Source organism: Nocardia citri (assembly GCF_054065835.1).
Map to the genome: position 1 here is coordinate 1 of NZ_JBSUQM010000037.1, position 13,715 is coordinate 13,715.

General features: G+C 67.8%; 13 protein-coding genes. 5 read left to right on the plus strand and 8 right to left on the minus strand.

All coding sequences use genetic code 11. From position 1 onward, the window contains the following. Nucleotides 1–76: 76 nt before the first annotated feature. Nucleotides 77–1,195: a hypothetical protein gene (locus tag ACW2Q0_RS29250; RefSeq protein WP_457194149.1), complete on the plus strand. Its 1,119-nt coding sequence runs from the start codon at nt 77–79 to the stop codon at nt 1,193–1,195. An 847-nt stretch (nt 1,196–2,042) separates the two neighbouring features. Here ACW2Q0_RS29250 and ACW2Q0_RS29255 read toward each other — a convergent pair. Next, nucleotides 2,043–2,393 carry a DoxX family protein gene (locus tag ACW2Q0_RS29255; protein WP_457194150.1) on the minus strand — a complete coding sequence of 117 codons (351 nt, stop codon included), beginning with the start codon at nt 2,391–2,393 and terminating at the stop codon, nt 2,043–2,045. A gap of 90 nt (nt 2,394–2,483) precedes the next feature. Between ACW2Q0_RS29255 and ACW2Q0_RS29260 the strand changes: the two genes are divergently transcribed. Further along, entirely contained in the window at nt 2,484–2,924 is a 441-nt protein-coding gene (locus tag ACW2Q0_RS29260) for a MarR family winged helix-turn-helix transcriptional regulator (protein ID WP_457194151.1), read from the plus strand. A 225-nt stretch (nt 2,925–3,149) separates the two neighbouring features. Here the strand turns inward: ACW2Q0_RS29260 and fabG are convergent, their stop codons facing one another. The 7 genes from fabG to ACW2Q0_RS29295 form a co-directional block, all read right to left on the minus strand. After that, nucleotides 3,150–3,896, minus strand: a complete 747-nt coding sequence (fabG, locus tag ACW2Q0_RS29265) for a 3-oxoacyl-ACP reductase FabG (protein ID WP_457194152.1) — start codon at nt 3,894–3,896, stop codon at nt 3,150–3,152. A gap of 72 nt (nt 3,897–3,968) precedes the next feature. Then, nucleotides 3,969–4,742 (minus strand): SDR family NAD(P)-dependent oxidoreductase, encoded by a 774-nt coding sequence (locus ACW2Q0_RS29270; RefSeq protein WP_457194153.1) that lies wholly within the window; start codon nt 4,740–4,742, stop codon nt 3,969–3,971. After that, nucleotides 4,739–5,881, minus strand: a complete 1,143-nt coding sequence (locus tag ACW2Q0_RS29275; RefSeq protein WP_457194154.1) for an acyl-CoA dehydrogenase family protein — start codon at nt 5,879–5,881, stop codon at nt 4,739–4,741. The genes ACW2Q0_RS29270 and ACW2Q0_RS29275 overlap by 4 nt, the downstream gene beginning before the upstream one ends. After that, a complete protein-coding gene (locus tag ACW2Q0_RS29280) occupies nt 5,874–8,033 on the minus strand; it encodes a 3-hydroxyacyl-CoA dehydrogenase NAD-binding domain-containing protein (protein WP_457194155.1) in 2,160 nt (719 codons plus the stop codon). Before ACW2Q0_RS29280 ends, ACW2Q0_RS29275 begins: the two co-directional genes overlap by 8 nt. An 11-nt stretch (nt 8,034–8,044) precedes the next feature. Next, entirely contained in the window at nt 8,045–9,253 is a 1,209-nt protein-coding gene (locus ACW2Q0_RS29285; RefSeq protein WP_457194156.1) for an acetyl-CoA C-acetyltransferase, read from the minus strand. Nucleotides 9,254–9,541: 288 nt separating this feature from the next. Then, nucleotides 9,542–10,414, minus strand: a complete 873-nt coding sequence (locus ACW2Q0_RS29290) for an enoyl-CoA hydratase-related protein (protein WP_457194157.1) — start codon at nt 10,412–10,414, stop codon at nt 9,542–9,544. After that, entirely contained in the window at nt 10,396–11,223 is an 828-nt protein-coding gene (locus ACW2Q0_RS29295) for an SDR family NAD(P)-dependent oxidoreductase (RefSeq protein ID WP_457194158.1), read from the minus strand. Before ACW2Q0_RS29295 ends, ACW2Q0_RS29290 begins: the two co-directional genes overlap by 19 nt. A 164-nt stretch (nt 11,224–11,387) precedes the next feature. On the opposite strand from ACW2Q0_RS29295, the gene ACW2Q0_RS29300 reads away from it, so the two are divergent. Genes ACW2Q0_RS29300 through ACW2Q0_RS29310 form a run of 3 tightly spaced genes read left to right on the plus strand, consistent with a single transcriptional unit; the run spans nt 11,388 to nt 13,431 of the window. Beyond that, complete coding sequence (locus ACW2Q0_RS29300; RefSeq protein ID WP_457194159.1) at nt 11,388–12,587, plus strand: lipid-transfer protein; 1,200 nt, start codon at nt 11,388–11,390, stop codon at nt 12,585–12,587. Then, nucleotides 12,587–13,042: a MaoC family dehydratase N-terminal domain-containing protein gene (locus ACW2Q0_RS29305; RefSeq protein ID WP_457194160.1), complete on the plus strand. Its 456-nt coding sequence runs from the start codon at nt 12,587–12,589 to the stop codon at nt 13,040–13,042. Before ACW2Q0_RS29300 ends, ACW2Q0_RS29305 begins: the two co-directional genes overlap by 1 nt. Next, nucleotides 13,039–13,431, plus strand: coding sequence for a MaoC/PaaZ C-terminal domain-containing protein (locus tag ACW2Q0_RS29310; protein WP_457194161.1), 393 nt, complete (start codon nt 13,039–13,041; stop codon nt 13,429–13,431). The genes ACW2Q0_RS29305 and ACW2Q0_RS29310 overlap by 4 nt, the downstream gene beginning before the upstream one ends. Nucleotides 13,432–13,715: the final 284 nt, after the last annotated feature.

Consider the following 13,715-nt stretch of genomic DNA (forward strand, 5'->3'; position numbering starts at 1 on the left):
CCGTGGCGGGCCGAATGCACCGTAGGGCTCAGGTTTACACCGGTCAGCTGTCGGTGGGCGTCGTTAGCCTGCGCTCATGATCGATGAGGATAAGTGGGTCGTTCCGAAACGCTGGCTGGCCAAGGCCGAGCCGTTTCGCGGGGTGACCGGTCACCGCCCGATCCAGCCTGCGCCGACCGCGCCGTTGACGCGGGTAGTCGAGCGACAGCGGGAGCGGATCATTGGATTGCTCGCCAACGCGCGCCATGAGGGAAACGACGAACTCGCCGACGCCGGGCTGTTGTGGCTGGATTACCTCGATTCGACCTGTCGGGCAGAGCCTTCCGCGCTGGGCGCAGCGGTGGTAGCCACGATCCTTGTCGACGACCAGAACAGCTGTTGCTCCTCGATGGTCCGACACGGCCAGCACGTCCGCGAGGAACTCGCAGCTCCCCTGGTCGATGGCTGGGTTTCCGCACGCGGGCTGGGGTTCGCCGTCGATGTTCTCACGCAGGCCGGACGATTGGTGCTGGACCGGCGTCACCAGGACCCCGTCGGTTGGACGCCGTGGCATCGGGAAAGCTACTACCGGCAGTGGTACGACGCTCTGTCCTATCGGCAGCAGGACGAGCCCTGGTGGGGCATGCATTCCGAGGCTGCTCGGTTGATACGAGCTCGTCTGGCTGTGGCGTCGGACGAGGAGTACGCCGAGGCGGTGCAGCGGGTTGAGGCGCTGCGGAACACGGGTTCTTTGCTGGCTCGGATGCTGTCGTCGTACCTGCTGCCGCAACGACAGGACTGGCTCGAGGCGGACTTGGCCGACGAGAAGGCCGCCGACCAGTACTCGTGGACGTTCGACCTGCTGGTCCCATCAGCGACGACCGCCGCGCAGCTGGATCGCATCGGGTTCTTGAAGGGCCGTGCGCCGATAGATATACAGACGCTCTTTCCCGACAAGGCGCCGTTATTCAATGTGGTATGCCAGGTCGGTCCGGCCGCAGCGCCGGCAGTGGCCCTCCTACTCGATACCTGTCGCACCTCGAAGGACAGAGCCTTCGTCGCCGGCATCCTTTCTCAGCTACCGTCCGATGATGCCTTCGGTGCCCTGCTGCAGCGGTCACACTTCGCGCCCGTTGCGGTGGCGCTGAAAAAGGCCACCGCCCGGTATCCGCGTCGTGCACAGCGTTTGACTGCCCCCGCCGCAGGCGCGGCGTAGCGTTGACCATTCCCACCAATCCCAGGACATCGAAGCAGGACAGAACTTCAATGGCTCCAATACATCTCGCGCCATCTCCGGGTCGGTCTCATCGATGTAGCCCATGAGCCTGGCCTCTTCCAGGCCATCGATAAGTCGCGTCCATGCCTGGTGGTTTTCGTCGACCGCAGCTCGCACTCCCGTAACCGGTTCAAGGACTTCGCTGCAATTGCCGATATCAGGATCTACAGCTATCGCACGGGTGAGCGAATCGCCTGACTCGGCGACCATTCCGATCAGCCTGCTGCCTCGACACTCGAACCAACGGCGCGTGCGGTAGGCGTAAACGACGGATCCTGTCATCCCCCGACCGCGACCCGCGCAGCGAACGCACTCAATTGCCGCGTGGCGCGTGCCCCGACCGAACCGGTCAAACGTTGGATCGACTGCGGCCCAGGGTATCCGGTACTGCCTACGGCCGTGTCCTGACCGATGCGGACCGCGAGTTGTGTCGTGGGCATGCTCTAACGTTCGGCGGGTGCAGAATCTGGCGTGGTGTGATCAGCCGTCGCCCGCATCACCGGCGGCAACTTCCGCCTCCTGCAACGACTATTCGCCCAAATCCACCGCATCATGAAAATCAACGAACTCCACACCATCACCGCCGACGTCGTCGAAACCGCCTGCAGCGCCCCTCGTCATCGGCACGACCTGACCGCAGTCCCCGATGCGCCACTTGATGGCGCGAGAACACCGCCACTTTCCACTGCGAGTCACAGGCCGAACCTCCTGTGGGATCTTCTCTCGGAATCGCTCATTTATGAGAACGCGAACCGCCGCTGGGTCCCGTAGTTATAGCTAGCTGAGTTCACGCGGTCGCGATGCGCAGGCCGATCAGCACCGCGGAGACGATCAGGATCACCGCCGCCGGTGCGACGTGGGCGGCGTCGCCGCCGCGCAGATGCGCTCCGGCCGCGCCCACGAAGTACAGCACCAGACCGATCGCGGCGGCGACGCCCAGCGGGGCGAACCAGATGCCGGCCAAGAGACCGGCGGCGCCGGCGATCTCGGCTGTCGCCAGCCACGGGACCCACGTCAGTGGCACCCCGATGGACTCGAGGCCCGCCATCCGCGCCGGATTGCGGACCAGCTTGTCCCGCGCCGAGGCCAGCAACATGAGCGAGAGCAGCACGGCGACGACGGTATAGGCGATGTACATTACGGCACTCCATCTTTGTGGGCGATATACTCTTGAAGATATCAAATCATTTAAAATCTTCAACTATTGAAGGTAGTGTAGCGTGAAGCCGTGATCGACGACAGGATCTGCTGGGCGCTGGCCCTGAGCGGGATGACCGCGGCCGGGGCGATCAGGGCTGCGGGGGGTCAGCGCGGGCTCAAGCCGCTGCAGACGCATGTGCTGGCGCTGCTGACCCCCGGTCCGGTCGGGCAGCAGTGGCTCGGCGAGAAGGCCGGGGTCGACCCGAGCGTCCTGGTCGCCGCCCTGAACGAGCTGGAGGACCGCGGCCTGGCGGAACGTCGGCGGGACCCGGAGGACCGACGCCGGCACATCGTGGAGCTGACCGACGCGGGTCGATCGGTCGCCGACGACATCGACGACGCCATGCGGCGCATCGACGGCGAGGTGTTCGCCAACCTGTCCGCAGACGAGATCACCACGCTGTACGGACTGCTCTCCCGGGTGCGTCCAGCATCGGGCGGAGTCGCCAGCGGGTGCGACGAGGTCTAGACGATCATCGCCAACCTTGCGACGGCACGTCCCTGCTCGAGCAAGACCAGCGTTTCTTCGACGCCCAGGTCACCGCAGACACCACCAGCCTGAACGATCTGCTGGCCGAGGATTTCATCCTGGTCGCCGTCAACAACGGCTCAACTGTCACTGAGCAGTGCCGGTGCGGACGGTCACGTTTGGCTCCTGTGGGAACGTGCTGGCAGGCCAGTGCTCGCCGGCGTGCTAGCCGAGAGTGGCGCCGCCGTCGACGTAGAGGGTCTGGCCGGTCACGTATGAAGCCTCGTCGCTGGCCAAGAACGCGACTGCAGCAGCGATGTCCGCCGATTCTCCGACCCGGCGCACCGGGTTTTTCGCGGCGACCGCGCTGCGGAACTCCTCGACTCCGAGCTCGAGCCGCGCGGCGGTGGCGTCGGTCATCGCGGTGGCCACGAAGCCGGGAGCGACAGCGTTGACGTTCACGCCGAAAGGACCCAACTCGATGGCGAGGGTGCGGGTCAGGCCCTGGATCCCCATCTTGGCGGCGGAGTAGTTGGCCTGGCCGCGGTTGCCCAGCGCCGAGGCGCTGGAAAGCGAGACAATCTTGCCGTATTTCTGGGTGACGAAGTGGGATTGAGCGGCGCGTGCCATCAGGAAGGCGCCGCGCAGGTGTACACCGAGCACGATGTCCCAGTCGGCCTCGGTCATCTTGTGTAGCAGGCTGTCACGGGTCACGCCGGCATTGTTGACCAGCACGTGCAGGCCGCCTAGGTCGGCAACCACCGCGGCCATGGCCGCAGCCACCGACTCTGCGTCCGAGACGTCGCAGGCCAGACCGACCGACGCAGAGCCGGTCTCGGCGGTAATGGTCTTCGCAGCGGTCGTGGCGGCCTCGACGTCCAGGTCGAGCACCGCTACGGCGGCGCCTTCCTCGGCCAGGCGCAGAGCGGTGCCCAAGCCGATGCCACGGGCGCCACCGGTGACCACAGCCACCTTCGAATCGAAGCGTCCTGGTGCCACTGTGTCCTCCTGGATGTTCTGTGAGTGTTCGATGGGATGCGGGGATTAGAAGATGCCCGCGTCGCGACCGCCGCCGTCGACACTGATCCGCTGCCCCGTCACGTAACCGGAGCCGTCGGAGAGCAGGAACTCGACCACACCGGCCACGTCGTCGGGTCGGCAGACCCGGCCGAACGGGGCGGCGGCGTCGAGGTCCTCGATCTCGGCGCCGGCCGAGGCCCGGACCAGGCGGCGCCCCATCTCGGTCATCACCAGGCCGGGGGCCACGACGTTGGCACGGACCCCGTGCTCGCGTTCCTCACGTGCAACGGTCAGCACGCAGGTCTCCATCGCGGCCTTGGCCATCGTGTAGGGGGCGGCGTGAGCTGGGGTCAGCGGCACGGTGCTGCTGGAGATCATCACCACGTCACCTCGTCCAGCGGCCCGCAGATCTGGCAGTAACGCCTGGAGCAAGGCGATCGGACCCAGCGCGTGCACCTGAAGCTGGGCCGTGAAGTCCTCCGCCGAGGTGCGGGCTACGGTGGCTCCCTTGCTCGCGGAGCCGGCGTTGCTGACCAGTGCGTCTACCGGTCCGAGCCGGTCCCGGATTGCGGCCGCCAGCTGCTCGCCGGCACCGGGGGCACCGATCTCGGCGGCGAACGCCTCTGCACGACCACCGGCGGCCCGGATCTCCTCGACAACATCGGCCGCGGCGTCCGCATCGCGTCGGTAATTCACCGCCACGGAGGCACCGGCGGCGCCGAGACGGAGCGCGATGCCTCGCCCGACCCCGCGCGACGCGCCGGTAACGAGCACCGTGCGGCCAGCCAGGGGGCTCATGCGCCCACCAGCCGTCGGCCGATGAGGTCCTTCATCACCTCGTTGGCGCCGCCGTAGATCCGCTGGACCCGGGCGTCCCGCCACATCCTGGCAATCGGATATTCCTCCATGTAGCCGTAGCCGCCGAAGAGCTGGAGAACCCGGTCGATCACGCCCCATTGGAGCTCGGTGGCCTGGTATTTGCAGCCTGCGGCCTCCTCAGCGCTCAGGCTGCCGTCGTCGACCGCCAGCACACAGCGGTCCACGTACGTCTGCATTACGTCGATGTCGGTATGCAGCTCGGCCAGAGTCATACGGACCGACTGCAGTTGGGCAATTGGTCCACCGAACGCGGTGCGCTCGGTCAGATACGCCAGCGCGAGGTCGAATGCCACCCGGGCGGAGGAGACCGCGGAGACCGCGATCGAGAGCCGCTCCCTGGGCAGGTTGGTGATCGCGCCGGAGAATCCGCGGCCCGCCTCGCCGACCAGGTTGGACACCGGCACCCGGCACTCGTCGAAGAAGAGCTCGGCAGTGTCCTGGCCGCGGCGGCCGATCTTGTGCATCGGGTTGCCGCGTTTGAAACCAGCGGTGCCGTGCTCGACCGCGATCAGGCTGGTGCCGCGGCCGTCGCGCTCGCCGGTACGGGCCAGCACGATGGCCAGATCGCACGTGGCACCCGAGGTGATGAATGTCTTGGAGCCGTGGAGCACGTACTCGTCGCCCTCGCGGCGCGCGGTGGTGGTGATCGCGGCCAGGTCGGAGCCGGCGCCCGGTTCGCTCATGCCCAGGGAGACCACCAGTTCACCGGCGGTGAACCGGGGCACCCAGCGGGCCCGCTGCTCGTCGGTGGCCAGGTCGCGCAGGTACGGCACGATAATGTCGTTCTGCATGCTGAACAGGTCGGCGGCCATCCCGGAGGCGACGACCTCCTCGGTCATCACCGCGTTGTACCGGAAGTCGTCGATACCCAGTCCGCCCAGCGAGGGGTCGAATTCGAAGCCCAGGAACCCGGCTTGTCCGGCTGCCTTCACGAAGGCACGGTCCGGGGCGCCAGCGGCCTCCCACGCGGCCACGTGCGGTACGGCCTCGCGGTCCAGGAAGGCCCGGAAGGCGCTGCGGAACTCCTCGTGCCAGGGCTGGTACACGGTCCTACGCATTGACGGTCTCCCTAGTACGGGCCACCAGCGAGGCCGGGGGCGTGAATCGCTCCCCGTGCCGCGCGGCCAATTCCTGGGCTCGGGCGACGAAGCCGGCGACGCCGCCGGGGTGGCCCTCGACGAACTGGGCGGTGCCGCCGGTCCAGCGGGGATAGCCGATGCCCAGCAGCGAGCCGACATTGGCGTCGGCGGTGCTGCGCACCAGGCCCGACTCCAGGCAACGCGCGGTGTCCAAAGCCTCCGCGAACAGCAGGCGATCGGTGAGCTCCTGGACGTCCTCGGCGACCTGGAGCTGACCGAACTTCTCGGTCAGCTCCGGCCACAGGCCGGCGCGGCGTCCGTCGGAGTACTCGTAGAATCCGGCGCCAGCGGCACGACCGGGACGCTTCTCGACCTCGATCATCCGGCCTAGCAGTTCGGCGCCCGGATGTGGGGTGAACGGTGCGCCGGTCTCGCGGGCCGCCTCGGCGAACTGACCGTGGATCTTGTACGGCAGCGCCAGGGTGACCTCGTCCAACAAGGCCAGTGTGCCCATTGGGTACCCGGCCCGCTGCGAGGCCCGCTCGATGGTCATCGGGTGCACGCCCTCGGCGAGCATGGCGGCGGCCTCGAGTAGGCGGGTCAGGATCACCCGACTGGTGTAGAAGCCGCGGCCGTCGTTGACGACGATCGGAGTCTTGCCCAGCTGACGGGCCACGTCGAAGGCGCGGGCCACAGTCGCGTCGCTGGTCTTCTCCCCCACCACGATCTCGAGCAGGTCCATCCGCTCGACCGGGCTGAAGAAGTGCAGGCCGATGAAGGTTTCGGGTCGGTCCACGTGTTCGGCCAGGTCACTGATCGGGAGGGTCGAGGTGTTGGAGGCGAGCAGCGCATCTGGGGCCAGCACGGGAACCACCTCGGCCAGTACGGCGGCTTTGAGTGCCGGATCCTCGAAGACCGCCTCGATGAGCAGGTCGGCGCCGACGAGGTCGGCCACGTCGGTGGTGGGCTGGATGCGGGCGGCGATCTGGTCGGCCTGCTGCTGGCTGCGACGACCGCGAGCGACGTCCTTGTCGAGCGCGTTGACCGCGTACGCCTTGCCGCGCTCGGCGGCGGCCAGGTCAACGTCCTCGAGGTGCACGGTCATCCCGGAGGTGGCCGCGTTGAGCGCGATGCCGGCGCCCATCATCCCGGCCCCGAGCACCGCGACCCGGGTGGCCTGCCAGGGTTCGAAACCCTCGGGCCGGCCGGCGCCCGAGCGCACGGTCTGCAGGTCGAAGAAGGTGCCCTGGACGATGTTGCGGGCGGGCGAAGCGGTGACCAGGTGGACGAACCACTGAGTCTCGATCTCGAACGCGGTGTCGACATCTACCTGGGTGCTCTCGACCGCAGCGCAGAGGATCGCGGCGGCGGCGTCCATCGGGGCGCCCCGGTGCGCGGCCCGCAGCGCAGCGGCGCGCAGCGGCAGGGTTGCCTCGACGTGCGCGTCGGCCGGGGTGCCGCCGGGGATCAGCTCCCCACGGTCCCAGGGCTGACTGGCCGGGTTGATCTCGAGCGCCAGCGCGCGGGCGGCCTCCAGCAGTTCCTCGGCGGGCACCACCCGGTCGACCAGGCCCAGCTCGAGGGCCGCGGCAGGCTTCAGCGAGGCGCCGGGCAGTAGTACCCGGTCTAGGGCAGTGTCCAGGCCGAGCAGCCGGACGGTGCGGACCAACCCGCCACCGCCTGGCAGCAGGCCCAGCGTGGACTCGGGCAGCCCGACGCGCACCTTGGGGTCGTCCGCCAGTACTCGGCGGTGCGCGGCCAGGGCCAGCTCGAAGCCTCCGCCCAGGGCGGTGCCGCCGATCGCGGCGACCACGGGCACGCCGAGGGTCTCGAGGCGACGCAGGTGAGCCTTGGCGGTGGTGGCCAGGGTGCGGGTCGCGTCCACGTCGTCGGTCATGGTGAGGATCTCGTTGAGGTCTGCGCCGGCCATGAAGGTCGACTTGGCCGAGACCAGCAGGACCGCGCGCAACTCGTCCCCGAGACCGGAGAGGTGGTCGAGCACGGCTCCGAGGTCGCCCACGGCGCGACCCGAGAGGGTGTTCACGTGCTTGTCCGGGTTGTCGAAGGTCAGGGTCACCACGCCGTCGACGCTGCTGGCGGTGATGGTGGGGGTGCTGAAGGTGGTGCTCATCCGGGTGCTCCTCAGATCCGCTCGATGATCGTGGCGATGCCCATACCGCCGCCGACGCAGAGTGTCACCAGGCCGCGGTGAAGGTGGCGTCGTTCCAGCTCGTCCAGCACGGTGCTGACAAGCATCGCGCCGGTGGCTCCGAGCGGGTGGCCCAGCGCGATCGCGCCGCCGTTGACGTTGACCCGCTCGTGGTCCAGGTCCAGGTCGCGGATGAAGCGCAGCGCCACCGAAGCGAAGGCCTCGTTGATCTCGAACAGGTCGATGTCGTCGACGGTGAGCCCGGCGGCGGCTAGTGCCTTGCGGCTGGCGGGGGCGGGGCCGGTCAGCATGATCGTGGGGTCGGAGCCGGAGACGGCGGTGGCCACGATTCGGCCACGGGGAGTGAGGCCCAGATCTGCGCCCACCCGCTGATTGCCCAGCACAACCAGCGCGGCTCCGTCGACGATCCCCGACGAGTTGCCGCCGTGGTGCACGTGGTCGATGCGCTCGACCCAGTGGTACTTCTCCAGCGCAACCGCGTCGAAGCCGGCCTTGCCGAGCCCGGTGAACGAGGGCTCGATCCGGGAGAGGGTCTCGACGGTGGTGCCGGGCCGGGGATGCTCGTCACGGTCGAGCAGCACGGTGCCGTTGCGGTCGACCACCGGCACGATGCTGCGGTCGAACCAGCCGTTGGCCTGAGCCTTGGCGGCTCGGGCCTGGGACTCGGCGGCGAACGCGTCGACGTCCTCGCGGCTCCAGTTCCCGAGGGTGGCGATGAGGTCCGCTCCGATGCCCTGGGGCACGAAGCCGGTGGCCAGGTTGGTCTCGGGGTCGTTGGCCCAGGCGCCGCCGTCGGAGCTCATCGGCACCCGCGACATGCTCTCCACGCCGCCGGCGAGCACCATGCGCTCCCAGCCAGAGGCGATCTTCTGGGCGGCGGTGTTCACTGCCTCCAACCCGGAGGCACAGAACCGGTTCAACTGCACGCCAGCGACCGTCTCGGGGAGACCGGCGGCGAGCACCGCGGTACGGGCGATGTCGGCGCCCTGATCGCGAAGCGGCGAGACACATCCCAGCACCACGTCGTCGATGACGTTCGGGTCTAGCTCGGGATTGCGCGCGAGGGAGGCGATCAGCAGGTCGGCGGCCAGGGTCACCGGCTTGACGCCGTACAGCGAGCCGTTGCGGCCCTTGCCGCGCGGCGTGCGCAACGCGTCGTAGATGAACACTTCGTGGGGCATGGGTCCTCTTTCCACTCCGGCAGCCGAGCAAACCGGGACAGGCGGGATCGGGTCGGTCGCAAGGGGCCTCGGACGGGTGGCCCGGCGATTTGAAGCGTCCCAACTCCACCCCGAAACTGTCAATAACTAAACAATAATAATAATTAACTTATTTGCTTGAGAACTGGTCTAATTAAGAATATGATATAGAATCGCAAGTTACATTCGGTCGGCCCGGGCCCTGTCCCGGCAACGCCACGCGGACGGTGACGCCAGGCCACCGTCCGCTGAACGCCGCGGAACGGAACTTCAGAAGCGTTCATCGGGTCCTGGTGCGAAGGGCCCGAAGGTGGCCGGTCGGCGCTCCAGGAACGACAACACTCCCTCACGCACATCCGACGAACGCAACCGGCTCGCGTACACCCGGGACTCGACCTCGGAGGCCTGGCGTGGCGTGTCGTGGCGCCACGAGTCCATGAGCAGCCGCTTCGCCAATGCCACCGACGTGGGTGACGTGTCGGTGACGAACTGGCGTGCGTAGGCAACGGCGTGCTCCAGCACGTCCTCCGGCGGTACGACTCGGGTGATCAGGCCTGCGGTGAGCGCCTCGTCGGCGCCAAAGATACGACCGGACAGCAGCCAGTCGGCGGCCGTCGCAAGCCCGACCAGTCGCGGCAGGTACCACGAGGACGCGCTCTCGGGCACCACGCCGCGGCGGGTGAAGACGAACCCGAAGCGGGCGGTCGAGCTGACGATCTTGACGTCACACGCCGCGATGATCGAGGCGCCGCCGCCGACCGCGTCCCCGTTCACCGCAGCGATCACCGGGGTGCTCATATCGAACAGCCGCTCGCTGACCCGACCGCCCGGCTCGCGGTACCCCGTCGGCGTATGCCCTGGCGTGTCCTCCTCGAGCGCCTCGATCAGCGTGTCCGGTCCGTGCAATTCGGCGCCGACGCAGAACGAGGCGCCAGCACCGGTCAGCAGCACCACTCGCACTTCCGGGTCACGATCGGCCCGGTCGAGCGCGTCGGCGAGATCTCGCAACATTTGGTTGCGCAACGCATTGCGTCGTTCCGGCGCGTCCAGAGTGATCACGGCCATCCCGTCGTCGACCCGATAGTCGATCTCCTCGTACTTCCGGTCACCCGCCTCGGCGCCCATCACAGACCGCCCGAGCACACCAGCACCTGCCCGGTGATGTAGCTCGACTCCGGGGCGCAGAGCAGATAGACGGCGCCGGCCGCCTCCTCGACCGTGCCGGCCCGGCCCAGTGCGATCTGCGCGGTCGCGCTCTCGTGCACGGCCGGATTGATGCCGACCTTGATGGTGCGCCCGTCCACGTCGATGGTCTGTTCCTCGGTGGTGACAGCGGTCAACCGGGTGGTGATCACACCGTAGGCCACCGCATTGACGGTCACGTTGTAGCGACCCCATTCCTTCGCGAGCGTCTTGGTCATGCCCACCAGGCCGGCCTTGGCGGTGGAGTAGTTGACCTGCCCCGGGTTTCCGTAAAGGCCGGAAGTCGAGGACGTGTTGACCACCTTGCGGTTAGGGACCACGAGACCTTCGGCGCGCTCCTTCTTCACGGCCGCACTGATCACTGGCTGCGCGGCGCGCAGGATCCGGAACGGGGCACGCAGGTGCACATCGAGAATGTCGTCGAACTGCTGGTCGGTCATCTTCTGGACGACGTTGTCCCACGTGTAGCCCGCGTTGTTCACAATGATGTCGACGCCACCGAAGGTATCGACGGCCGTGCCGACGAAGCGGTCGGCGAAGTCCAAGTCCGTGACACTTCCGACGAGGGCCACCGCCTCACCGCCCGCGGCCTCGATGGCGGCCACCACCTCCTTCGCCGGTGCATCGTCCAGGTCGTTCACGACAACCCGCGCACCTTCTGCGGCCAGCTTCTGCGCGACAGCTCGGCCGATGCCCCGCCCCGAGCCCGAGACGAGCGCGACCCTCCGGTTCAGCTTTCCACTACTCACAAGACACCTCCACGATTGGGTTCCAAGGTCGATGCGTGAACGGTAATTTCACTATGTCAATGAGTCAACATGCCAGTTTAGCCGTATATAACCCATTTCATGTTAATATTGCATCTGCTAACTTGGGGGACTTCAACTTCACCACCAACCGCTGGAGAGCGTCAATGAGCACTCGCGACACGCGCACCGTCACCATCACCGGAGTGGGCATGGTGCCCTTCGCCAAACCAGGCGCCAGTGAGAACTACGACGTCATGGGCGCCACCGCCGCGCGCCAGGCCCTGGCCGATGCCGGCATCAGTTACACCGACGTCCAACAGGCGTACGTCGGCTACGTCTACGGGGACGCGACCTGCGGGCAGGCCGCGCTGTATGGGGTCGGCCTGTCCGGCATCCCGATCGTGAACGTGAACAACAACTGTTCCACCGGCTCCACCGCGCTCTGGCTGGCTCGTCAGGCCGTCGCGTCGGGCACGGCCGACTGCGTGCTGGCACTGGGATTCGAGCAGATGCGCCCGGGCGCCCTGGTCAACGTTTGGGACGACCGGCCCAGCCCCACGACCCGTGGCGAGGTGATCACCACCGCCCAGCCCGGCGGCGATCTGCCCGCACCGGTGGCCGCCAAGACCTTCGGCGGAGCCGGCGTCGCCTACATGGAGAAGTACGGGATCCTCCCGGAAATTTTCGGCCGGGTGTCGGTCAAGGCACGAAGCCACGCCACCCGAAACCCGCTCGCCGTCTTCCGCGACCCCATCGACCTGGACAAAGTGATGGGCTCCAAGCAGATCTGGGGCCCACTCACCCTGCTGATGTGCTGCCCACCGACCAACGGCGCCGCCGCAGCAGTGGTGATGAGCGAGGAGTTCGCCCGTTCCAAGGGGCTGGACGCGTCGATCAGGCTCCGCAGCCAGGCGCTGGTCACCGATGTCGCGGGTACGTTCGACGACAACGACATGATGAAGGTCGTCGGATACGAGATGACCCGCGAGGCCGCCCGTCAGGTGTACGAGGACTCGGGTGTCGACCCGCTGGACATTCCCGTGGTGGAGCTGCACGACTGCTTCGCGACCAACGAGCTGATCACCTACGAGGGTCTCGGCCTCACCCCGGAGGGCACGGCCGAAAAGTTCGTGCTCGCCGGCGACAACACCTACGGCGGGCGGGTTGTCACCAACCCGTCCGGCGGCCTCCTCTCCAAGGGGCACCCGCTGGGCGCAACCGGTCTTGCGCAGTGCGCCGAGCTGGTCTGGCAGTTGCGCGGCCAGGCCGGCGACCGCCAGGTGGAGGGCGCTACGCTCGCGCTCCAGCACAACATCGGCCTCGGCGGCGCCGCCGTTGTCTCCCTCTACGAAAAGATCTCCTGATGCCCCTCGACGCCTCCATCCTTCGGCGCACCGACACCACGGTCGAGGTGACCGTGGAACGCGGCCGGATTCAGCAGTTCGCCAAGGCCATCGGCGAGAAGGACCCCGTCTACTCCGACCTGGACGCCGCCCGCGCGGCCGGCCACCCAGATCTGCTCGCGCCGCCGACCTTCCTGTTCGGCCTCGAGCTCGAGCGCTCCGATGTCTTCGACGTGCTCGGCGAGTACGGCGTGGACCTGAGCCAGGTGCTGCACGGCGAGCAGTCGTTCCGCTACTTCGAGCCGGTGCACGCTGGCGACATGGTGGTCTTCGCCCCGTCGTATGTGGACCTGTACTCCAAGGCCGGCGGCAGCCTCGACTTCCTCGTCCGGCGCTGCGAGGTGCTGCGTGACGGCACCAAGGTTGCCGAACTGGAGTCCACCACTGTCGTCAAGAACGGAGGGATCGCCTCGTGAGCACACCGGACATCACCATCCCGGACCTCGAGCCGGGTCCGATCACTCGCACCACCCTGGCCCTGTTCGCCGGTGCCTCGGGTGACCACAACCCGATCCACATCGATCTGGACGCAGCAAAGGCCGCGGGCCTGGACGACGTGTTCGCCCACGGCATGCTGTCGATGGCCTACCTGGGCCGGCTGCTCACCGCCGCCGTGCCGCAGTCGCGGCTCCGAGAGCTGTCCACCCGGTTCACCGCGATCACACCCGTCCTGGCCGAGCCCCGGTTGAGTGCCGAGGTGGTACCCGAGGAGAGCACCGAGGCGGCAGTCGTGCTGCGGTTGAGCGCCGTCCTATCCGATGGCACCCAGACCATGAGCGGGCGCGCAGTGCTCTCCCCCGCGTGACCCGACCGACTGCACAGGGCCCCCGCCACCCGGTGGTCGCGCCCTCGTCATTGGCCAGCGGCCTGCCCGACAGCGGACCTGCTCACCGAGGGCGTGCGTCCGCTGGTGGCGGGGCGCCTCGGTGTCGACGAGGCCCGTGCCGAGCGCACCCGGCACGGGCTTTTCGTGGTCACCCAGCAGCTGGAGTTCGGCAATCCGCCGGGGACCCCCGGGTGACGGGAGCGGCAGCCCGTCGCCTGCTCGATGAAGGTGATGGTGATGGTGATACCTCCGGGCCTCCCGCA